General features: G+C 74.0%; 17 protein-coding genes. 11 read left to right on the top strand and 6 right to left on the bottom strand.

From position 1 onward, the window contains the following. Positions 1-122: 122 nt before the first annotated feature. On the bottom strand, positions 123-1142 hold the full coding sequence (locus V3T34_RS22270) for an aldo/keto reductase (RefSeq protein WP_305077397.1): 1020 nt from the start codon (positions 1140-1142) through the stop codon (positions 123-125). A gap of 298 nt (positions 1143-1440) precedes the next feature. Between V3T34_RS22270 and V3T34_RS22265 the strand changes: the two genes are divergently transcribed. The 3 genes from V3T34_RS22265 to V3T34_RS22255 all read left to right on the top strand — a co-directional run bounded on the left by V3T34_RS22265 (position 1441) and on the right by V3T34_RS22255 (position 4269). Then, on the top strand, positions 1441-2610 hold the full coding sequence (locus V3T34_RS22265; protein WP_305077396.1) for an MFS transporter: 1170 nt from the start codon (positions 1441-1443) through the stop codon (positions 2608-2610). A gap of 71 nt (positions 2611-2681) precedes the next feature. Beyond that, positions 2682-3500 (top strand): polyamine aminopropyltransferase, encoded by an 819-nt coding sequence (locus tag V3T34_RS22260; protein ID WP_305077395.1) that lies wholly within the window; start codon positions 2682-2684, stop codon positions 3498-3500. A gap of 109 nt (positions 3501-3609) precedes the next feature. Beyond that, the gene (locus V3T34_RS22255; protein WP_305077394.1) at positions 3610-4269 is read left to right on the top strand and encodes a sigma-70 family RNA polymerase sigma factor; all 660 of its coding nucleotides are present in this window, start codon (positions 3610-3612) and stop codon (positions 4267-4269) included. Positions 4270-4287: 18 nt separating this feature from the next. Here V3T34_RS22255 and V3T34_RS22250 read toward each other — a convergent pair whose 3' ends face one another. Beyond that, complete coding sequence (locus tag V3T34_RS22250; protein ID WP_060849970.1) at positions 4288-4575, bottom strand: hypothetical protein; 288 nt, start codon at positions 4573-4575, stop codon at positions 4288-4290. A 507-nt stretch (positions 4576-5082) separates the two neighbouring features. Between V3T34_RS22250 and V3T34_RS22245 the strand changes: the two genes are divergently transcribed. The 3 genes from V3T34_RS22245 (at position 5083) to V3T34_RS22235 (ending at position 7132) form a co-directional block, all read left to right on the top strand. Then, positions 5083-5394 (top strand): hypothetical protein, encoded by a 312-nt coding sequence (locus V3T34_RS22245; protein ID WP_060849969.1) that lies wholly within the window; start codon positions 5083-5085, stop codon positions 5392-5394. Positions 5395-5474: 80 nt separating this feature from the next. Next, a complete protein-coding gene (locus V3T34_RS22240) occupies positions 5475-6644 on the top strand; it encodes a mandelate racemase/muconate lactonizing enzyme family protein (RefSeq protein WP_305077393.1) in 1170 nt (389 codons plus the stop codon). Beyond that, positions 6641-7132, top strand: coding sequence for a GNAT family N-acetyltransferase (locus V3T34_RS22235; RefSeq protein ID WP_305077392.1), 492 nt, complete (start codon positions 6641-6643; stop codon positions 7130-7132). Before V3T34_RS22240 ends, V3T34_RS22235 begins: the two co-directional genes overlap by 4 nt. 11 nt (positions 7133-7143) lie before the next feature. Here the strand turns inward: V3T34_RS22235 and V3T34_RS22230 are convergent, their stop codons facing one another. Together V3T34_RS22230 and V3T34_RS22225 are read right to left on the bottom strand one after the other, a co-directional pair. Then, positions 7144-8151, bottom strand: coding sequence for a TRAP transporter substrate-binding protein (locus V3T34_RS22230; protein WP_305077391.1), 1008 nt, complete (start codon positions 8149-8151; stop codon positions 7144-7146). 107 nt (positions 8152-8258) lie between these two features. Next, positions 8259-9542 carry an alpha/beta hydrolase gene (locus V3T34_RS22225; RefSeq protein ID WP_305077405.1) on the bottom strand — a complete coding sequence of 428 codons (1284 nt, stop codon included), beginning with the start codon at positions 9540-9542 and terminating at the stop codon, positions 8259-8261. 291 nt (positions 9543-9833) lie between these two features. Between V3T34_RS22225 and V3T34_RS22220 the strand changes: the two genes are divergently transcribed. Beyond that, positions 9834-10628, top strand: a complete 795-nt coding sequence (locus V3T34_RS22220; RefSeq protein WP_305077390.1) for a glycosyltransferase family 2 protein — start codon at positions 9834-9836, stop codon at positions 10626-10628. A gap of 12 nt (positions 10629-10640) precedes the next feature. Here V3T34_RS22220 and V3T34_RS22215 read toward each other — a convergent pair whose 3' ends face one another. After that, positions 10641-12104: a peptidoglycan-binding domain-containing protein gene (locus V3T34_RS22215; RefSeq protein WP_305077389.1), complete on the bottom strand. Its 1464-nt coding sequence runs from the start codon at positions 12102-12104 to the stop codon at positions 10641-10643. A 237-nt stretch (positions 12105-12341) separates the two neighbouring features. On the opposite strand from V3T34_RS22215, the gene V3T34_RS22210 reads away from it, so the two are divergent. Together V3T34_RS22210 and V3T34_RS22205 are read left to right on the top strand one after the other, a co-directional pair. Then, complete coding sequence (locus tag V3T34_RS22210; RefSeq protein ID WP_305077388.1) at positions 12342-17654, top strand: alpha-2-macroglobulin family protein; 5313 nt, start codon at positions 12342-12344, stop codon at positions 17652-17654. Between the two features lie 590 nt (positions 17655-18244). Then, positions 18245-19228, top strand: a complete 984-nt coding sequence (locus V3T34_RS22205) for a Hint domain-containing protein (RefSeq protein ID WP_305077387.1) — start codon at positions 18245-18247, stop codon at positions 19226-19228. Positions 19229-19326: 98 nt separating this feature from the next. Here the strand turns inward: V3T34_RS22205 and V3T34_RS22200 are convergent, their stop codons facing one another. Continuing rightward, entirely contained in the window at positions 19327-20001 is a 675-nt protein-coding gene (locus tag V3T34_RS22200; protein ID WP_305077386.1) for a spermidine synthase, read from the bottom strand. Positions 20002-20262: 261 nt separating this feature from the next. Here V3T34_RS22200 and V3T34_RS22195 point away from each other — a divergent pair, with 261 nt between their 5' ends. Next, on the top strand, positions 20263-20466 hold the full coding sequence (locus V3T34_RS22195; protein ID WP_048426219.1) for a hypothetical protein: 204 nt from the start codon (positions 20263-20265) through the stop codon (positions 20464-20466). Positions 20467-20745: 279 nt separating this feature from the next. Beyond that, positions 20746-21006, top strand: coding sequence for a hypothetical protein (locus V3T34_RS22190; RefSeq protein ID WP_060849960.1), 261 nt, complete (start codon positions 20746-20748; stop codon positions 21004-21006). Positions 21007-21023 lie beyond the last annotated feature (17 nt).

Raw genomic sequence — 21023 nt, 5'->3', positions numbered from 1 at the left:
CATGCCTGGGCACATAGCGTCAACAACTAAGCCGTGGTCGGCGCGTTCCAAGAGGAAATCGCCGTCGAACCGGAGTCATCCACATCGGATCACGCCGCGAGCCCGCCGTGGGGGAGCGGGGCTCAGGTGCGAGCCTCCGTCCAGGTGGTCCGCCCCTCGAGCGGATAGGCCGGATCGGTGTAGCCCGGGGTCGAGGGATGACCGGCCGGCACCAGGCCGTCGACCAGGGCCTCGTCCTCCGGGGTGAAGCGATAGTCGAGGGCCTTGGCGTAGGAGCGCCACTGCTCGAAGGTCCGCGGCCCGGCGATCACCGCGGTGACGGCGCGGTTGTTGAGCACCCAGCCCACCGCGAAGTCGATCACCGTGGCGCCCTTGCCCTCCGCATGGCGTTTGAGCTCCTCGGCGAGGCGCAGGCTCTCGGGCCGCCACTCGGTCTGCATCATCCGGGTGTCGCCGCGCCCGGCGCGGGTGCCCTCGGGCGGCGCCTCGCCGGGGCGGTACTTCGCGGTCAGCACGCCGCGGGCGAGCGGCGAATAGGGCACGACGCCGAGCCCGTAATGGGCGCAGGCCGGCAGGTGCTCGACCTCCGGCATCCGGTTGAGGGCGTTGTAGTAGGGCTGGCTCGCCGCGGGCCGGTCGATGCCGTGCTCGTCGCACAGACGGCAGATCTCGGCGACCCGCCAGGCCCGGTGGTTCGATACGCCGAAGTAGCGCACCTTGCCGGCCCGGATCAGGTCGGCCATCGCCCGCACGGTCTCGGACAGCGGCGTGTCGTGGTCCTCCTTGTGGAGGTAGTAGAGGTCGATCCGGTCGGTGTTCAGCCGCATCAGGCTGGCCTCGCAGGCCTGGACGATGTGGGCGCGCGACAGGCCGCGGTCGTTCGGGCCCTTGCCCATCGGGTTCGCCACCTTGGTGGCGAGCACCCAGGCGTCGCGGTCCTGCGCGATGGCCCGGCCCACCACCTCCTCGGAGCGCCCCTCGGTGTAGGCGTTCGCCGTATCGATGAAGTTGATCCCCTGCGCGCGGGCATCCGCCACGATGCGGATCGCCTCGTCGTCGGGGGTGGGTCCGCCGAACATCATCGTGCCGAGGCAGAGCGGCGAGACCTTCAGGCCGGACCGGCCGAGCGTGCGGTACTCCATTGGGCGTTCCCCGATCCCGAAAATGGCGTTTGCGTGGCGCCGGCTGCGTCTTCGCGCCGGCCCGCATCCGCGTTGTGGATGCTGGGGTTTTCCCCTTCTTCATCCCGTTCGGCAAGGTCGCGTTAAGCACGGGACCGCAAAGCTTTCGCCCATGATCATCGCAGCCCTCTCCCTCGCCTTCTGCGCCGCCGGCGCCCTCGTCCTCGGTCTGGGGACCATCGTCACCGTCGAGCCGCCGCGGGACCATCCCCACGGCGCCGGCCTGATCTGAGGGCGGCGCGCCCGCGGGCCCGGTCCGATGCCCGCAGGCGCGCTGCCGCGCTTCGTCCTCGTCTACGCCGCGATCTATGCGGGTTACGGCCTGACCACGCCGTTCCTGCCCGCGCTCCTGTCAGAGCGCGGGCTGTCGCCGACGCAGGTCGGACTGGTGCTGGCCGCCGGCACCGCGATCCGGCTCGCCGCCGGCCCGCTGGCGGGCGCGATCGCCGACCGGCTGCACGCCGGCCGCGGCGTGCTCGCCGCCTGCGGGCTCCTCGCGGGGTCGAGCGCCCTCCTCGTCCTTGCCGGCCACCGCTTTGCCGGGCTGATGCTCGCCGGCCTGGCGCATGCCGCCGCGACGGCGCCGCTCGCTCCGCTTGCCGACGCCCTGGCGCTGCCGGCCGCCGCGGCCTCCCGCTTCGCCTACGGCACCGTGCGGGGCGCCGGCTCGGCCGCCTTCATCGCCGGCACGCTGGCCGCCGGCCAGCTGACGGGGCTTCTCGGCCTGTCGGCCCTGCCGGTGGCGGGCGCCGCCGCTTTCGCGCTGCTCGCCGCCGCGACGCTCGCCCTGCCGGCCGGTCCCGCCGGCCCGGAAACGCGGACCGCGCGACCCGGCCTCGCCGAGCTGCGGGCTTTCCTGGGCGCCCCCGCCTTCCGCCGCCTCGTCGCGGTCGCCGCCCTGGTGATCGCCAGCCACGCGGTGCACGACGCCTTCGCGGTGATCCGCTGGCGCGAGGCCGGCCTGTCTCCCGGTACCGCGAGCCTGCTCTGGGCCGAGGCGGTGGGAGCCGAGGTGCTGGTCTTCCTGGTGGTCGGCCCCCGGCTGCTCGCCCGCCTCGGACCCACGGGCGCGCTGGCGCTCGCGGCCGGGGCGGGAATCCTGCGCTGGTCGGTGGCGGCGCTCACCGTCGCGCTGCCGGCGCTCGCGGCGATCCAGGCCCTGCACGGGCTGACCTTCGCGCTCCTGCACCTCGCGGCGATGCAGGTCCTCGCCCGGACGGTGCCGCCCGCCCTCGCGGCGACGGCCCAGACCCTCTACGGCACCCTCGGCCTCGGGCTCGCCACCACCCTGGCGACCCTCGCGGCCGGGCCGCTCTGGGCCAAGCTCGGCCCCGGCGCGTTCTGGGTCATGGCGGCGCTCTGCGCGGCGGCGCTGCCGCTGGTGCGGGGCGTGGGCACACGAACCGACGCACGGGAGGATACAGCCTAGCCGAAGCCGCTTGCACGCGCCGCGCGAATCGGCGCCAATCGCGCCGCTCCCCCCGCCGCGAGGATGACGGCATGACGCTCTCTTCCACGGCCTGTCCACCCGGGGCGCTCCCGCTCACCGCGATCCCCCCGGGGCTGGAGCCGTTCACCTTCGACCTGTTCGTGCCGGTCTACCGGCCGCTGCAATCGGGCGCCTGGCGCATCCATCACGGGCGGAACCTGCTCGCCCAGGGCTACTGGAGCCCGACGCGGCTGGTGCCGAGCGTCACCGCCCTGGTCCGCGGCGACCACACCTGGATGTCGACGACGCCGATCGAGCTGGAGAGCCAGGAAACCGGCGTGCGCCTGGCCGCCGGCCACGTCGTCGTGTTCGGCCTCGGGATGGGCTGGTCGGCGCTGGCGAGCGCCCTGCGGCCGGAGGTCACCGCCGTCACCGTGGTCGAGATCGATCCCGAGGTGATCGCGCTGCACCGGGAGCTCGACCTCGCCGCCCAGCTGCCGCCGGAGGCCCGCGCCAAGATCCGCATCGTCGAGGGCGACGCCTTGGCGTGGCGCCCCGAACGGCCCGTCGACCTGCTGATGCCGGACATCTGGCTGCCGCTGGTCTCCGACGACCGGGTGGCGGAGGTGCGCCGCATGCAGGCGAACGTCCAGGCCGCGAACCTCTATTTCTGGGGCCAGGAGCTTGAGATCGCCCGCCACGCCGCGGCGGCGGGACGCGCCCTCGACGAGGGCGGCATCCGCGACACGATCGCGGCCTTCGAGTTGCCCCTGGTCGGGCCGGCGCTCCCCGATTACCCCGAGAAGATCCGCCAGGCGACGACGCGGCACATGCGCGGCCGCTGGCTGCCGGGCACGGCCGGGCCCGCTCCGGTGGCGGCCGCATCCTGACGCGACGCCCCGTCGAACCTCGTCGGACCGGTCGTTCGAACTAGTACGCCAGGACCATTGTAATGGTACGTGAGAGCATGGCTTAAGCGGCGGCCGCCGGAGACCCCCGATGCCGCCGCTGACCACGACCGATCCGGATTCCGCCGAGGCGCCGGCTTTGCCGGCGGGCATCCAAGCCCATCTCGGGGCCGCCCTGCGCGCCGCCTACGACGACGTCGCGGCCCCGCCCTGCGACCGGCTCGAAGCCCTGGTCGCCCGCCTCGCCGCGGCGCTCGCCGGCCTCGACGCCGCGCCCGCGGAGGCGTTCCGGCGCGACATGCTGGCGGAGGTGCCCCGGCTGCGGCGCCGCGCCGTGACCCTGTGCAACGACCGCACCCGCGCCGACGACCTGGTGCAGGAGACCCTGCTCAAGGCCTGGGCGGCGCAGGACCGGTTCACCCCCGGCACGCAGCTCGGCGCCTGGCTCTACACCATCCTGCGCAACAGCTTCTACTCCGAGCACCAGAAGCGCGTCCGCGAGGTCGGCGATCCCGACGGCGTCTTCGCCGGGCGTCTCGTCTCCCTGCCGGCCCAGCACGGCAACCTCGATCTGCGCGACGTGCAATCCGCCCTCGACCGCCTGGTGCCGGACCAGCGCGAGGCGCTGCTGCTCTCGGCGGTGCACGACCTGTCCTACGAGGACATCGCCGTCGCGATGGAGTGCCGGGTCGGCACCGTGAAGAGCCGGATCAACCGTGCCCGGGCCCGGCTGGCGGAGATGCTGGGCTGACCCCGGCGGACGCCGCCCTCACCGGCCGCAGCCGACGCAGATTCCGTCCTCGATCCGGTCGTCGGCCCGCTCCAGGCGGGTGCGCGCGTCGATCCGTCGTTCCAGCCGCGCATCGGCCCCGCCCGGATGCGGCATCACCCGGCCGACCGCGCTGGTGTTGGGTGCCGTGACGGTGGAGCGCGGCCCGCCTCCGGTGCCGGTCTCGTCGGGCAGGTCGCGGGACTGCGCGGCCCCGGACGCGGCGAGCGCGCCCGCCAGCACCGTCCCGGTGAGCCATCGACGGGTGAACGCGCGCGATGCGGGCATGACCGGCTCCTGTCGCGGTGGGCATCCGGGGTCCGGCGGCCCCGGACGGGCCGCACACGGCTCTCAACGCGGCAGGTCAGGCGCCGTTGCACCGGGTTGTTCGCGCCTCAGGCGCGCGGCCGGCGGACCGGGGCCTCGTCGCGGTGGTCGGGATGGTGACCGAACACGCCGACGGCGACCAGGACGGCGACGAGCCCCAGGGCGATCAGGAAAACCTGCATATCAACTCCTTCGCGCAGGACGGCTCGCGACCGAACCCCGCACGCTCCCTAACAAGATCCGCGCCACCTTCTGCCGGGTGGCCATAGCTCCCGCCCTATGACGAAGGGACGACAGGTGTCGCACTCTGCCTGCAACCCTGCCGCGATGCCAGGGGGGCTCGCGTCGCACGGGATTCGTTCAGGATTCTCGATCGGACGATCGGCCGGGTCCGGTCGCCGCGCCGGGAACGCCGCGCGGGTCCTGCCGTTGCCCCGGTCCGACGCACCCGACAGACCGGACCCCTCCATGCCGCTCCGCACCCCCCTCCTCGCCGCCGCCCTCGTCGCAGGGCTGGCGGGCTCCGCCGCCGCCCAGGGCATCGACAACGGCGCCGGCACGGCCAAGCCCTCCACCGGCAATACCGGCTCGGGCATGTCGAGCCAGCCGCCGGGCACCGGCATCGGCGGCAACAACCCGGGCAGCATGGGCTCGACCGGCGCGCAGGGGTCGAGCGGCGGCAACATGGGCCCCGGTCCCACGGTGACGCGCGAGGGCCCGACCGGCAGCGGCGCGCCCGGCACCGGCCCGGGCTCGCAGAAGAACGGCACCGCGCGCTGACGGTCCACGCGCCCGGCGCATTTGTCAGCGCCCGCGCGGCCCCCTACGAGACGCAACAGCGACCTCGTAGGGGATCACCCATGCGCATCACCGCCATCCGCGACATCGTCGCGCCGATCAAGTCGGACATCGCCAACGCCTGGATCGACTTCTCGACCATGACGGCGAGCGTGGTCGCGGTGGTGACCGACGCGGTGGTCGACGGCCGCCCGGTCGTCGGCTTCGGCTTCAACTCGAACGGCCGCTACGCCCCGCAGGGTCTCCTGCGCGAGCGCTTCATCCCGCGCCTGCTCGCGGCTGCGCCCGAGGACCTCCAGGACGAGGACGGGTTCCTCGACCCGCACCGGGCCTGGGCGGCGATGATGAAGAACGAGAAGCCCGGCGGCCACGGCGAGCGCTCGGTGGCGGTGGGCGTGCTCGACATGGCCCTGTGGGATGCGCTTGCCAAGGCCAAGGGCGTGCCGCTCTGGCGACTGCTCGCCGACCGCTACCGCGGCGGCGAGGCCGATCCGACCGCCTGGGTCTACGCCGCGGGCGGCTACTACTATCCGGGCAAGGGCCTCGACGCGCTTCAGGACGAGATGCGCTCCTACCTCGACCGCGGCTACAGTACCGTGAAGATGAAGGTCGGGCTGGTGCCGCTCGCGGAGGACGTCGCCCGGATCGAGGCGGTGCTCGCGGTGCTGGGCGGCGACGGCTCGCGCCTCTGCGTCGACGTCAACGGCCGCTTCACCCTCGAGGAGGCGATCCGCTTCGGCCGCGCGGTCGCGCCCTACGGCCTGCGCTGGTACGAGGAGCCGGTCGATCCCCTCGACTACCTCGCCCACGCGGCGCTCGCCACGACCTATGACGGGCCGCTCGCCACCGGCGAGAACCTGTTTTCGCACCAGGACGCCCGCAACCTGATCCGCCACGGCGGCCTGCGTCCCGACCGCGACATCCTGCAATTCGATCCCGCCCTGTCCTACGGCCTCGTCGAGTACCTGCGCACCCTCGACGTGCTGCGCGCCCACGGCTGGTCGCCGCGCCGCTGCGTGCCGCATGGCGGGCACCAGTTCGCCCTCAACATCGCGGTGGGCCTCGGGCTCGGCGGCAACGAAAGCTATCCGGACGTCTTCGCGCCCTTCGGCGGCTTCGCCGACGCGGTGCCGGTCGCCGACAGCCGGGTCGCGATGCCGGCCGTGCCCGGCATCGGCTTCGAGGCGAAGAACGCGCTCTACGCGGTGATGCGGCCGCTGGAGCGGGCGTGACGCCGGGCGGGTCCGGGCGCGCGAGGACGATCGCCGCCCGGCCCGCCCGCCTGGCTGACCTGCCGGCGCTCCTGGCGCTGTTTGCCGCGTCCGAGGTCAGCGCCGCCGCGCCCGCGGAACAGGCCGGACGCCTGTGGCGGGAGAGCCTGGCGCATTCCGGCGTCGCGATCTTCGTCTCCGACGCCGATGCCGGCGGAGGCCTCGCGGCGACCTGCATGCTCGTCAGCGCGCCGAACCTCCTGCGCGGCGGACGCGCCCACGGCTTCCTGGAGAACGTCGTGGCCCACCCCGCGCATCGCGGGCGCGGGCACGGCCGGGCCGTCGTCCGGGCGGCCCTCGCCGAGGCCTGGGCACGCGGCTGCCATCACGTCCTGATGCAGAGCGGACGCGCCGACCCGCGGGTCCACGCCTTCTACGAGGGGATGGGCTTCGTGCCGGGCCGCCGGACGGCCTACGTGGCGATGCGCCCGGACGACCCGGCCTCCTGATCGCGCGCCTGCTACGACACCGCCCCGGCGAACTTCTCCAGGTGGCTCCAGGCCTCGGCCCCGTACTTCCCCTTCCACTCGGCGTAGAACCCGGCAGCCCGCAGCCGGTCCTGGAAGGGCGCGGGCGGAGCGTCGTTGATCGCGAAACCCGCCCTGCCGAGTGCCGCGCGCATGGTGTCGCCCTGGCTCGCGATGTCGCGGCGCTGGTCGAGGGCGGCGGCGTCGAAGTGGCGGGCGAGCACCGCCTTCACGTCGCCGGGCAGGCGCGACCAGGTCCGCTGGCCGGACATCAGCCAGAACCCGTCCCAGATGTGGTTGGTGAAGGAGAGGTACTTCTGCACCTCGGCGAGCTTGAAGCTCGTGATGATGGCGAGCGGGTTCTCCTGCCCGTCCACCACCTTGGTCTGGAGCGCCGAGTAGGCCTCCGAGAAGTTCAGCGCCACCGGCGCGGCGCCGAGCGCCCGGAACGCCGAGGTGAACAGCGCGCTGTTCGGCACCCGGAGCTTCAGGCCGTCGAAATCGGCCGGGCTCGCGATCGGCCGGGTGCTGGTCGTGGTCTGGCGGAAGCCGTTGTCCCACATCCGCTCGAACGGCACGAGGCCGGCCTTGGCGATCTCGCCCCGGATGTAGGCGCCGAGTTCGCCGTCGAGGGCCGGCCAGACCTTGTCGTAGCCGCTCCACGCGAAGGCGACATTGATGAGCGAGGCGCGGGGCACCAGCGTCGCGAGGTTGGAGGAGGATTGCGCGAACATCTCCAGCGCGCCGGAACGCAGCTGGCTCAGCATGTCGGCATCCGAGCCGAGCTGCCCGTTGGGGAAGATCGCGACCTCGACGGCGCCGCTCGTCTCCTTGGCGACCTTCTCGGCCGCCTCGCGCAGGCGGATCGTCGCCGGATGGGTGTCGGGCGTGACGACCCCGCATTTGAGCCGCAAGCCTCCGCCCTGCGCCCGGACGTGGGGTGCCGCGACGACCGTGGCGGCGGCGCCCGCCATGAGGCTGCGGCGCGTGAGATGAAGCATGGGGGTCGGCCTCCCGGGTGTCCGGCTGCCCCGGCGCGGGTGCGCCGGAGGGCCGGATCTCGTCTGCCGCCCTGGTTACGCCGAGTCGGCGCGGGCTGCCACCGCCCTCACCGCCCCCCGAGCGCCCGGGCCGGCGCCGTCGCGAGGTCCACCGCGCCCTCCGCGGTGTCGCCGAGGCCCTGGCCGAGGGAGCGCAGGTGCTCGCCGTAGGTCTCGCGGCTCTGGGCGTCCACCACCGCGACCGGGGCCGAGACCGCGAGGCCCGCGGCGGTGCCGACCGTGGCGGCGGCGCCCGCGGTGATCTGGACGATGCGGTCGGAGAGGCCGACGCGGGAATCGGTGATCGTCTGCCCCTGCGCCAGGCGGTTGCCGAGGAGCGCCACGAGCTGCGGGCTGCCGGCGAACTTGCCGTGGTTGAGGGCATCGCTGCCCTTCATCGCGGTGAGGTTGAGGACCGCGATGTTCTCGCGGGCGAGCTCGGTGCGGTAGGGCTCGGCCGTCGGGTCGATGGCCCCGAGCCGCGCGCCGGCCCCGCCCCAGACCAGGCGCGAGACCGCGAGCGCGTTGTCGTCCTGCGACACGAACAGGCTCAGGCGCGGCCGGCCCGGGCCCATGTCGCGGAACGCCTCGCGGGCGAGATCGACGTCGACATCGGGGGCGGCCAGCACCACGTCGCGGATCTTCGGGGCCACCCGCCCGTCGCGGATCGCCATCTGTCGCAGGGATTCGAGCACCAGCCAGTTGCCCATCGAGTGGGCCAGCACCGTGACCTCGCCGACCTCCGGGTTCTGGGCGAGGCGGCGCAGCACGCCCTCGAGCGCGTTGCGGGAATAGTTGGTGCTCTCCCGGTCGTAGCCGTAGGCGAGCACGCTGCCGCGGGACGGCCAGGTGAACAGCACCGGCACCACGTCGGCCCGGGTGTCGTGCACGATCTGGGCGAAGCGGTAGACCGCGTCCTCGAAGCGATTGTTGAAGCCGTGGACGAAGACCAGCACGTTGCGCTTGCCCGTGCGGGCCGCGCTGCGGCGCAGGCGCGCCGCCGCCTCGGGCCGGTCCAGGGTCTCGGCCTTGAGGGTCACGAAATCGGTGGCGGGGTTGCCGGGCAGTTCCTTGGGCCACTGCACGGTGCCGGGGGTGCGCACCGCGTCCGGCGGGATCGAGACGGTGATGTCGGCGTAGGACAGCTCCGGCCCGCGGTCGCCGGAATACATCTCGCCCGGGTTGGCGGCGGTCTTGCGGGTGGTGGCGACCAGCATGTCGACGGTCGAGGCGCCCGGCACCGTGGCGGCGACCGGCGCCAGTACGCCCTTCGGCGCGCCCGCGCAGGCGCCGAGCCCGGCCGCGAGGACGAGCAGGCCGGCCACGACCCGGCCCCGCACGAGAACCCCCATCACCACGACCCGCTCCCCCGCCCGCCGGAACCCCCGGCCGATTCGCTCGTGCCCGATTCTCGCGGGCGCTTCTTAAGGATGAGCCAATTCCGTGCGGCGCCAATGCGGCACCGGGCGCAACCGGCCGATTGTGTCCCACCCGTTGCCGCCAGGGCACGGTACAGGCGGGATGCGCAGCGGCCGGCCGGGCTCGGGTCCCGGACCGCTTATCCGAAGCGCCGCGATGTGCTCTAGAGCCGGCGACGGCTCCCCGGCGCTTCCCGCGAGGACGGGCCCTCCCCGCATCGGTCCATGGTCGCCCCCCTCCCCCTCTCGATCTTCCTCATCGCCCGCAACGAGGCCGACCGCCTCGGCGCCACCCTGGCGGCGGTGCGCGACCTGACCGACGACCTGATCGTGGTCGATTCGGGCTCGACCGACGGCACGCAGGCGCTGGCCGCCTCCTACGGCGCCCGGGTGATCGCCCGCGACTGGCCCGGCTACGGGCCGCAGAAGCGCTTCGCCGAGGAGCAGTGCCGCCACGTCTGGATGCTGAACCTCGACGCCGACGAGGTGGTGCCACCCGAACTCAACGCCGAGATCCGCCGGCTCTTCGCCGCGGGCGAGCCGCCGCACCCGGCCTACGCGATCGGCATCGCCGAGGTGTTTCCCGGCGAGGTCAAACCGCACCGCTTCGCCTACACCCTGTGGCCGGTGCGGCTCTACCGCCGCGACCGCGGCCGCTACTCGCCCTCGCCGGTCCACGACCGGGTCGACCTCGAGGCGGGCGCCACGACCGGGCGGCTGCGCGGGGTGATCCACCATTTCTCGGTCCGCTCGCTCGGCGACCAGCTCGCCAAGCTCAACCGCTACTCCGACCAGCAGGCCGACGACCTCGAGGCGCGGGGCGTGCGACTGCCGACCTGGCGGCTCTTCGTCGAACTGCCGGGCAACTTCCTCAAGGCCTATCTCGGCCGGCGCCACTGCCTGCGCGGTGCCTACGGCTTCCTGCTGGCGATGAACTACGCGATCTCGCGCCACCTGCGCGTCGCCAAGCACTACGAGCGCCGGATCGTCGCCCGCGCCCGGGACAGGCGCCCCGGCTGACCGCGAGCGGGCTCACGGCCCGCAACGCACAGCCACCACCGCCCCGGCGACGCGGCCGGCGATCGCCCCGGCGGTGAGCGGCGTACCACCGCCCGCGGGCGAGGCCGGGGCCTCCGCGCCGAGCAGCGCCTTCAGCGCCGCCGCCCCGACGAGCGGATGGGTGAGCGGCGGCACGATGCCCGCGACGAGGCGCGGCTGGGCCGGCAGGCGGGCGACGAGACCGAGGAGGCGCCCCGCCCGGTCGAGGACCGGCGCGCCGGCCGCCCCCGGCTGGAGCGGGGCGAGCACGCCGCCGGCCGCGATCTCGCCGGTCGTCACGGTCGGTCCCTCCGCCCCCGCGGCGACCACGACCACGGCCTCCTCGGGCCTCGGCGGCGCGGCCGCGAGGGCGAGGGCGGCGCCGGAGGGGGCATGTCCCTCGAGGAGCGCGAGGCCCGCCGCCTCGTCGCGGCGCAGGACCCGGGCCGGCTCGCCGGCGATCCGCGGCGCCGAACAGGCAGCCGGCAGCACCGCGACGACCCGGCGGGGGCCGACGACGATCCCGGTGGCGGCGACAGGCCCGGCGGCCGGAGCAGCCGAAAGTGCCGGCGCCTTGGCGGCGGGGTCCGGCGCCGTGGCGGCCATCGGACGCGGCGGGGGCGGCGCGGACTCGCCCGGAAACGACACGAAGCTGTTGGCGATGGCGATCACCAGCCGGTCCATCTCCCGGGCCGAGCCCTTGTCGTACGAGAGGGTGAAGCCGCGCAGGCCGGCGGCCCCGGCGGCGGTGCGGATGTAGAACTTGCCCGTCGGCGTCTCGCCGGTGACCACGGTGAAGTCCGGGCGCTTGAGGCTGTAGGTCACCTTGCGCTCGGGCGTCGCCGCGGCGGCCTGGGCGTGGAGGGTGTCGAGGTCGGCCTCGCCGAGAGCGTAGGCCCGGGTGTCGAGGGTGACGCGCCCGTCCGGGCTCTGCCAGCGGGTGCCGCCGGCGATGCGGCTGCGCTTCGACAGCAGCTGCTCCGGTATCCCGAGGACGAGGCCGGTCGCGGGATCGGCCGCGACGGTGAAGCGCGCCGCCTTGCGGGCGGCCTCCCCGGCCGCCAGCAGGGCTCCGCGGCCGGCCTCGTCCAGGATGCCGGTCGCAGAGGCAGCGCCGCCCCGGGACTGCCAGGCCCCGATCGCCTCGTAGGTGCGCCGGCCGAAGGTGCCGGTGACGACGCTGTTGTAGCTGCCGGCCCAGACCAGGGCGTCCTGCACCGCCCGCCGCTCGGCCTCGGGCCGGGCCTCGAAGGCGGCGCGGGCCGCCTCGAAGGCCGGATCGGGCGCCGTCGGCCCGGCGGGACGCGGCGCAGGGGCCTTGGCGGCGGGCGCACCCGCGGCGGGTACAGTCGCGGCGGGCGCGCCGCCCGGTAGCGGCGCCTGCGCGTAGGCGATGGAGATCCCGCCGACGAGGAGCGGCAGCAGACCGGCGGCGAGCAGGCGGGCGGGGCGCGGCATCGGGCTCTCCGGAAGATCGATGCCCGACCTTGGCAGAGGCGGCGCCGGACTTCCAGGGTCCCGCCGGCGTCGCGGACCGGCCGGCAGGCTCGAGAAAAGCAAAGCGTGGTCGGCGCAAGATCTCGCGCCACCGCGAAAGCCCGCGAATTCCATCCGAACCGGCGCGAGGTCGGATTGCACCGCGGCCGCACGCTGCACTAGGCTCCGGCCGGGCGAGGAAATGGGGACAGGCCGGTCATGACGATCATCACCCGGGTCGGGCACTTCGCCGGCTTCCTGGCGGGTCTCTCGGCCACGGTCCTGGCGTTCGGTCCGGCCGCGGCCCAGCAGCCGGCGGGCCCGGCCCCCCGCCGCGCCGCCCTGGTCCAGTCGGCGCCCAAGAGCCAGGTCCCCAAGAGCTACGTCCGCCCTGCCCTCGCCAGCGACGCGGTTCGCCTCGAAGCCCGGCTGCAGGGCGAGGGCGGAGCGGGGGCCAAGACCGCGGCGCAGTGGCGCCGCGAGGCGGAGATCGCGCGCACCAAGGACGACCTCGACGGGGCGCTCGTCGCCTTCCGCCGCGCCGCCGTGGCCGAGCCGGCCGACTGGCGCAACTGGTACGCCCTCGCGGAGGCCGCCAACGGCGCCGAGAACGACGATTACGAGACCAACCAGACGCTGAAGACCGAGGCCCGGGCCGGCGCCTACCTGGCCTACCAGCGCGCGGCCTCGCCGGCCGACGAGGCCAGGGCGCTCGCTCTGCTCGGGGCCGCCCAGGCCAAGCAGGAGAGCTGGCGTCCGGCGCTCGAGGCCTACGCGGCGAGCCTGGCGCTCGCCCGCGACGCGGAGACCGCCAAGACCTACGAGGCCCTGCGCGACGCCCACGGCTTCCGGGTGCTCGACTACAAGGTCGATTCCGACGCCGCCGCGCCGCGGGCCTGCTTCACCTTCTCGGAGGCCCTCGACCCGAAGACCGAGATCGCCCCCTTCGTCGCCGTGTCGGGAACCGGCGACGCCGCCGTGACGGCGCAGGGGCAGCAAGTCTGCGTCGACGGCTTGCGCCACGGCGAGCGCTACGGGGTGGTGCTGCGCCAGGGCCTGCCGTCGAGCGTCGGCGAGAGCCTGCGCAAGGCCGCCGATTACGACCTCTACGTCCGCGACCGCAGCCCGCAGGCCCGCTTCACCGGGCGCAACTACGTGTTGCCCCGCACCGGCCAGGCCGGGGTGCCGCTCATCTCGGTCAACGCGCCGAAGCTCGACGTCGAGGTGGTGCGGATCGGCGACCGCGGCCTCCTGCCGGCGCTTCGCACCGACGAATTTTTATCGCAGCTCTCGGGCAGCGGCCTGCGCACCATCGCCCGCGAGCGTGGCCAGCGGGTCTGGAAGGGCACGCTCGACACCGCGCCCGCGGACGTGAACCGCGAGGCGGTGACCGCCTTCCCGGTCCTGCAGGCGGTCGGCAGGATCGAGCCCGGCCTCTACGTGATGTCGGCGCGCCCGAGCGGCACCGCGGCGCTCGCCGACGAGGAGGGCGGCTACGAGACCGAGGCGACGCAGTGGTTCGTGGTCTCGGATCTCGGCCTCACCGCCTTCAAGGGCCCGGACGGGATCCATGTGCTCGCCCGCTCGCTGGCCTCGGCCGGGGTGCTGAAGGGGGCCGAGATCCGCCTCGTCGCCCGCAACAACGAGGTGCTGGCGACCCGCGCGACCGACGCGCAAGGCCATGCCGCCTTCGATCCGGGGCTGTCCCGCGGCGAGGGCGGGGCCAGTCCGAGCCTCGTCGTGGCGCGGCTCGGCGAGGATTACGGCTTCCTCGACCTGTCGCTGAGCGCCTTCGACCTCGCCGATCGCGGCGTGAAGGGCCAGCCGGCGCCGGGCGCGGCCGAGGCCTATCTCTACCCCGAGCGCGGGGTCTACCGCTCCGGCGAGACGGTGCAGCTCACCGCGCTCTTGCGCGACGCCAAGGGCGCGGCGATCCCGGCCCTGCCGCTCACCCTGGTGGCCAAGCGCCCGGACGGGGTCGAGTACCGCCGGGTCCAGGCGGCGGACGGCGGCCTGGGCGGCCGTGCGGTCTCGTTGCCGCTGCTCCCCGGGGCGCAGGCCGGCACCTGGCGGGTCGCGGCCTATACCGATCCGAAGGCGGCGCCGGTCGGCGAGGCGAGCTTCCTGGTCGAGGATTACGTGCCCGAGCGCCTCGACGTGACGCTCACCCCCGGCGAGGCGGCGCTGCGCCCGGGCGAGCCCGCGACGGTGGCGGTGAGCGCGCGCTACCTCTACGGCGCGCCCGGGGCCGGCCTCTCCGTCACCGGCGCGGTCGCGGTACAGCCGGCCGCCCGCACCGGCATCAAGGGCTTCGAGGATTTCTCGACCGGCCTCGACGACGAGCGCATCGAGCCGGTGACGGCGGAGCTCGACGCGCCCGTCGCCACCGACCCGCAGGGGCGCGCCACCGTGCGGGCGCCGGTGCCGGCAATCGGCGGGCCGCGGCCGTTCGAGGCCAAGGTATCGCTCCAGGTCGGCGAGCCCGGCGGCCGGGCGGTGCAGCGCAGCGTGACCCTGCCGATCCTGCCGGCGGGCCCGGTGCTCGGCATCAGGAAGACCTTCGGCGCCTTGCGGGAGGGCGCGAGCGCGACCTTCGAGGTCGCCGCCGCCCGGCCCGACGGGACCCGGCTCCAGGCCGAGGCGACCTGGACCCTGCTGCGGGTCGAGCGGCGCTACCAATGGTACCGGGCCGACGGGCGCTGGGCCTACGAGCCGGTGAAGACCACCACCAAGGTCGCCAGCGGCCGCGCGGCCCTGGAGAGCGGCGCGCCGGCAAAGCTCGCGATGCCGGTCGATCTCGGCACCTACCGGCTGGAGGTGCGGGCGCCCGGATTCGAGGCTGCAAGCCTGTCGTTCGGCGTCGGCTGGAGCGGGGGCGAGAGCGCCGACGCGCCCGACCTCCTCGACCTCACCCTCGACAGCGAGTCCTACGCCTCCGGCACCACCCTGAAGGCGCAGCTGCGGCCGCGCTTTGCCGGCACCGCCACCGTCGCGGTGGTGAGCGACAAGGTGCAGGAGATCCGCACCCTCGACCTGCCGGCCACCGGCGCCACCGTCGAGATTCCGGTGAAGCCCGAATGGGGCGCGGGCGCCTACCTCGTCGCCACCGCCTACCGGCCCCTCGACCAGGCGGCCAAGCGCCTGCCCGGCCGGGCGATGGGGCTGGCCTGGTTCGGGATCGACCGGGACGCCCGTACCCTCGGGGTGGCCCTCGAAGCGCCCGAGAAGATGCGGCCCCGGGGCGAGCTGCGCCTGCCGATCCGGCTCACCGGACTGAAAGCCGGCGAGGAGGCCCGGGTGGTCGTGGCGGCGGTCGATGTCGGCATCCTCAACCTCACCCGCTACGCGACCCCCGACCCGTTCGGGTTCTTCTTCGGCCAGAAGGCGCTCTCGGCCGAGATCCGCGACCTCTACGGCTACCTGATCGACGGGATGCAGGGCACGCTCGGCGCGATCCGCTCCGGCGGCGATGCCGGCGGCGCCGAGCTCGACGGCGCGCCGCCCGCCCAGGCGCCGCTCGCCCGCTACTCGGGCGTCGTCACGGTCGGCCCGGACGGGCGGGCCGAGGTGAGCTTCCCCCTGCCGGCCTTCAACGGCACCGCCCGGGTGATGGCGACGGCCTGGAGCGCCGCGCGCGTCGGCGCGGCCTCCGCCGACGTGGTGATCCGCGACCCCGTGGTGGCGAGCGGCACCCTGCCGCGCTTCCTCGCCGTTGGCGACCGCTCGCGCCTCCACGTCGCCCTCGACAACGTCGAGGGGGCGGCCGGCGACTACGCGGTCGACGTCGACCTCGCCGGTCCGGCGATCGCGCCGGCCGGCGCCCTCGCCCGTTCCCTGCCCCTCGCCGCGGGCGGGCGCACCAGCGTCGAGATCCCACTGACCGCCGCCGGGCCGGGCCTCGCCCGGGTCGACCTGCGGCTGACCGGCCCTGGGCTGACCGAGCCCGCCGGCCAGAGCTTCGCGCTCGCGATCCAGCCCGGCACCGGGACGCTGCTGCGCCGGGAGGTCCGCACCCTGGAGCCCGGCGCCAGCCTGACCCTCTCGGGCGACCTCCTCGCCGAGGTGATCCCCGGTACCGGCGCGGTGACGCTCGCCGCCTCGCCCCTGTCGGGCATCGACGTGCCGGCCCTGCTCCAGGCCCTCGACCGCTACCCATACGGCTGCACCGAGCAGGTGGTGAGCCGGGCCCTGCCGCTCCTCTCGGTCAACCGCCTGGCGGCGCTCTCGCAACTCGGCCTCGACGGCACCGCCGACGAGCGGGTGCGGAGCGCGATCGACCGGGTGCTGTCGCGCCAGGATGCGAGCGGCGCCTTCGGGCTGTGGTCGGCGGGGAATGCCGAGGACCTCTGGCTCACCGCCTACGCCACCGACTTCCTGACCCGGGCGCGGGAGAAGGGGTTTGCGGTCCCACCATTGGCGCTGACCCTCGCCCTCGACCGGCTGCGCAACACGGTGGCGAACGCCAACGACGTCACCGAGGGCGGCCTCGACCTCGCCTACGCAGCCTACGTGCTCGCCCGCAACGGCCGCCCGGTGATGGGGGACCTGCGCTACCTCGCCGACACCAAGCTCGCCGCCTTCTCGACCCCGCTCGCCCGCGGCCAGATCGCCGCGGCGCTGGCGCTGCTCGGCGACCGGACCCGGGCCCGCACCGCCTTCGAGGCCGCTGTGGCGGCGCTCAAGGCCGAGCGCGATGCCGGCACCTACCGGGCCGATTACGGCTCGCGCCTGCGCGACGGGGCCGGGCTGATCGCGCTCGCCGCCGAGACCGGCATCGCCCGCGACGCGATCGGGCCACTCGGCACCGTGGTCGGCGAGGAGCGGACCTCCGGCCGGGCGACCAGCACCCAGGAACAGGCCTGGATGGTGCTGGCAGCCGCCGAGCTCGCCAAGGACACGGCGACGGACGCGAAGGAGACACCCGCCCTCGCCCTCGACGGCGCGCCGGTGGCGGGCGCGCTCTACCGCACCTTCCCGGGGGCGGCGCTGGACGCCAGGCCCGTGACGGTGACGAACCGCGGCAGCACCCCGGTTCCGATCAGCCTCGGCATTTCCGGCAACCCGGCGGTGCCGGAGCCCGCTGCCGCCAAGGGCTACACGGTCGAGCGCAGCTACCACCGCCTCGACGGCAGCCCGGCCGACCTCGCCCAGCTGCGCCAGAACGACCGGCTGGTGGTGGTGCTGAAGGTGACCGAGGCCAAGGCCAGCGCCGGGCGCCTCCTCCTCGTCGACCGCCTGCCGGCGGGCCTCGAGATCGACAACCCGAAGCTCCTCGACGCCGACGCCACCGCCGGCCTCGCCTGGGCGAAATCCGACGTGAAGCCCACCCACACCGAGTTCCGCGACGACCGCTTCGTCGCGGCCTACGACCGCGACCCGAGCCAGTCCGCGTTCTTCAGCGTCGCCTACACGGTGCGGGCGGTGACGCCGGGCCGCTACGTCCACCCGGCGGCGACGATCGAGGACATGTACCGGCCCGAGCGCTACGGCCGCACGGCCTTCGGGACGCTGGAGGTCGGCGCGGCGCGGTAGGCCGGCGGGCGTGTCCGGGATGGAGCGCGGTTTTCCCCCTCCCCGGGTGGCAGACCTGCCGCGGCGGGGCGGAGGCCGGAGCGGCGAGAGATGCCCCGGATGCGGGAGCGACGCCGGTTCCGGCGTCGCTCCGCGATCCCCTGTCGAGCGATGGCGGCCCGTCCGATGGGCGATGAAGAAGCCGATGCTCGCCATCGGGCAAGCGCCCCCACCAGATCCTGCCGACGCTCTCCCGACGCTGCCGCGATACGCCTGATCGTGCATCGAAAGACGAAGAGACGGGAAAAATAGGCAATCCCTGTTGGGATAATCAGGCAAAATCCTTTCCTAACCCCGAGAAAGCGATGGTACCTGGCCGACAGGATGCCAAAATCCTGTCATCGCAAAGCAACATCGCCCGCAAATACGCCGGGATTGTTCTCACGACCGGCTGTCGCGACGCCATGCGGCGTGCATATCCTGCTCCCGTCGCCGCTACGGCTGCCACGATGCAGAGAGAGAGGGACGACGCACCGCCCCGCGGATGCGCGCCCCTTCGCGATGCCTGAGATCGATTTCGACCATACCAATAAAACGGGGAGCGCACTGCCATGCCGACCTTCAACAATACAGTGTACGGCGCCGGTTTCGTCGGCTCGGACGACGGCGCCCCGTCGGCGGGCTTCGGCATCGACGACGTCTCGACGTCGAGCATCACGGTGACCGGCACGGTCAACAAGGTCGGCGACACGGTCCAGGCCACGGGCATCTTCCCGGCCGAGACGGCCTCCACGACGAAGACGCTGTACGCGACGCAGTACGACTCGTCGAACATGATCCAGTTCACGAACGATCCGGCCAACCCGACCACCCGCTACGTCCTGTCGAACACCACGCTCGCGCCGCGCCAGCGCGTCACCTTCGACGGCAACAACACCCCGACCGACTACGCGCCGGTCTGCTTCACCACCGGCACGCTGATCCGCACGGATCGCGGCGAGGTCGCGGTCGAGGACCTGCGGGTCGGCGATCGGGCAGTGACCGCCTCCGGCGCCCTGCGACCGGTGATCTGGATCGGGCACCGCACCCTCGACGGCGCGGGCGGGAGCCTGCCCCACGACCAGCAGCCCGTCCGCATCCGCGCCGGCGCCTTCGGCGGCGGGCTGCCCACCCGCGACCTCTCGCTCTCGCCCGGCCACCCGGTGCTGGTCGGTGCCGACGCGAACGGCGCGGGCGGTCACCTCGTCCCGGTGATGTGCCTGATCAACGGCACCACCATCGCGCGCGAGCCGGCCGCTTCCGTCACCTACTGGCACGTCGAGCTCGACGCCCACGACATCCTGCTGGCCGAGGGCCTGGCGGCCGAGAGCTACCTCGACTGGGGCGACCGGCCGTTCTTCACGGAAGGCTCCGACCACGCCCTGCACAATCCTGATTTCGTCGTGCCGGGGCTCTCCGCCCGCTGCCGTCCGGTCGCGGTCGATGGGCCGGTGGTCGAGGCCGAGCGGGCGCGGCTCTCGGGGGTGTTCGCCCATGGTCTCGGCGAGGCTTGTGCCTGGGACGAGGCCGAGCGCTTCGCCTGGATCGCCGCCTGACGGCTGTCGGGACGAAGCCGGTCGCTCGCAGCCCGGCCCCGTCCGCCGGAATTGGAGGTCCCGGCGCGCTTGGCCGCGCCGGGTCTCGTCCCCTATCGCTACGCGGCTGCCCTCTCGCCGATCCAGACTACGTGCCGGCCGCCGCTGCCGGCCGAGCGGACCTTGTGCTCCTCGACCGTGAAGCCACCGCGCTGGAGCCGGGACTTGAACTTGCGGTCGGGGCGCTCCGACCAGACTCCGAGGAGGCCACCCGGCTTGAGGGCCCGGTGCGCCCGCCCGAGGCCGGCGACGTCGTAGAGGCGGTCGTTGGTCTGCTGCACCAGCCCCTCGGGACCGTTGTCCACGTCGAGCAGGATGGCGTCGTAGGCGCCCGGTCCGCGATCGATCACGTGGTGGACGTCGGTCTCCCGCAGGGTGACGCGGGGATCGTCGAGGCTGCCGGCGAAGAGATGCGCAAGCGGGCCCCGCGCCCAGGCGACGACGGCGGGGACCAGCTCGGCGACGACGACCTCCGCGTCCGGAGCCAGTTCGTCCAGCGCCGCCCGCAGGGTGAAGCCCATGCCGAGCCCCCCGATCAGCACCCGGGGACGCCGGCACTCGCGCAGGCGCCCGCAGGCCAGGGAGGCGAGCGCCCGCTCCGAGCCGCTGCGGCGGCTGTTCATCAGCTCGATCGAATCGACCACGATCGCGAACTCGTCGCCGCGCCGCATCAGGCGCAGCGACGCGGTCTCGCCGGGGATCGGGCTGGTGTCGAGGTGAACCCAGGGGATCAAGGTCGGACTCCATCGGGACCGCGCCGGGCGGCGATCGGGCGGCGGTAAAGGCGGGGAAACGTGGAGAAGAACCGCGCGGGCAGCCGCGCCGGATCGTCGGCGCACGGCCGCCAACGCAGTGCGGGCGGAGCAGCGGGACCGGGCCGGCTATCGCACGGCGCACCCCGCCCCGTCGAGCGGCGGGTTCCTCCCGCATTCTGTCCCGCTTTCGGGCGCGCGAAGGTGTGTCCTCGGCCGCGGTTCCGTGCCATAAACCGCGAGATGAGCGAGAACGAATTCTATCCCTTCACCATCGAGGTGGCCCCGCTGACCAGCCCGAAAGGAAAGTTCGGCTGGGCGATCCGCAAGCACGGCAAGCTGCTGGAGCGGTCCGACCGCCCGCACGACAGCGAGGAGCGGGCCTATGCCAGCGCCACCGCCGCCGTGGAGCGCGCCTTCCGGCCGGCCGATCCGCGCCGCCGCTGAGGCCGCGCGTCCGCGCACGCTCGCCGGGCGAGGAGGGCGAGCCGCGCGGCCCGACCCGCCGTTCGCGAGACAAAGAGTTTCACCTTGTCAATGATCATGACATCTGTCATGATCAACCTGACGATACGTGTCCGGGTTTTCTTGGATCTCATCGCCCCGACGACGGGGCGCCTGCTCCGAAACATCCTTCCGACGTGATCGCGAAATCTGTCCAGCGGCACCGATCGCGGGCAGAGCGCCCCCGGGCGGGTCCGCATTTCCGCCACCGGAGGACCCACCGTGGCCAAGATGTTCATCACCGGCTCCGCCCAGAGCCCCTCGACCGAGGAGTTCAAGGCGCGGATCGCGCGGCTCTCGGCGATGCCGGCCCACACCGCCTCGCCGGCCAATGCCCGCAAGAACCGCCCCGCCAAGCCCGGCTTCGGCAAGTCGTTCCCCCAGGACACGGCCGACGCGCAGGAGCCGCCCGAGACGGACGACACCTCGGAGGCCTCCGCCGAGGGCGAGGGCGCGGAGAACGCCGAGAAGGACGCCGACTAAAAATCCTGCGCGCGGGC

The sequence above is a fragment of the Methylobacterium ajmalii genome (genome assembly GCF_036448855.1).
Lineage (GTDB): Bacteria > Pseudomonadota > Alphaproteobacteria > Rhizobiales > Beijerinckiaceae > Methylobacterium > Methylobacterium ajmalii.
The sequence above is the reverse complement of the archived record's forward strand: the minus strand, read 5'-3'. Positions and strand labels throughout refer to the sequence as shown.

Coding starts and splice junctions, on each gene's coding strand:
- V3T34_RS22240 (WP_305077393.1), top strand. CDS start 5,475: ATGCGCATCACCGCCATCCGCGACATCGTCGCGCCGATCAAGTCGGAC.
- V3T34_RS22225 (WP_305077405.1), bottom strand. CDS start 9,542: ATGGGGGTTCTCGTGCGGGGCCGGGTCGTGGCCGGCCTGCTCGTCCTC.
- V3T34_RS22230 (WP_305077391.1), bottom strand. CDS start 8,151: ATGCTTCATCTCACGCGCCGCAGCCTCATGGCGGGCGCCGCCGCCACG.
- V3T34_RS22195 (WP_048426219.1), top strand. CDS start 20,263: ATGAGCGAGAACGAATTCTATCCCTTCACCATCGAGGTGGCCCCGCTG.
- V3T34_RS22265 (WP_305077396.1), top strand. CDS start 1,441: ATGCCCGCAGGCGCGCTGCCGCGCTTCGTCCTCGTCTACGCCGCGATC.
- V3T34_RS22205 (WP_305077387.1), top strand. CDS start 18,245: ATGCCGACCTTCAACAATACAGTGTACGGCGCCGGTTTCGTCGGCTCG.
- V3T34_RS22270 (WP_305077397.1), bottom strand. CDS start 1,142: ATGGAGTACCGCACGCTCGGCCGGTCCGGCCTGAAGGTCTCGCCGCTC.
- V3T34_RS22245 (WP_060849969.1), top strand. CDS start 5,083: ATGCCGCTCCGCACCCCCCTCCTCGCCGCCGCCCTCGTCGCAGGGCTG.
- V3T34_RS22210 (WP_305077388.1), top strand. CDS start 12,342: ATGACGATCATCACCCGGGTCGGGCACTTCGCCGGCTTCCTGGCGGGT.
- V3T34_RS22220 (WP_305077390.1), top strand. CDS start 9,834: ATGGTCGCCCCCCTCCCCCTCTCGATCTTCCTCATCGCCCGCAACGAG.
- V3T34_RS22255 (WP_305077394.1), top strand. CDS start 3,610: ATGCCGCCGCTGACCACGACCGATCCGGATTCCGCCGAGGCGCCGGCT.
- V3T34_RS22250 (WP_060849970.1), bottom strand. CDS start 4,575: ATGCCCGCATCGCGCGCGTTCACCCGTCGATGGCTCACCGGGACGGTG.
- V3T34_RS22260 (WP_305077395.1), top strand. CDS start 2,682: ATGACGCTCTCTTCCACGGCCTGTCCACCCGGGGCGCTCCCGCTCACC.
- V3T34_RS22215 (WP_305077389.1), bottom strand. CDS start 12,104: ATGCCGCGCCCCGCCCGCCTGCTCGCCGCCGGTCTGCTGCCGCTCCTC.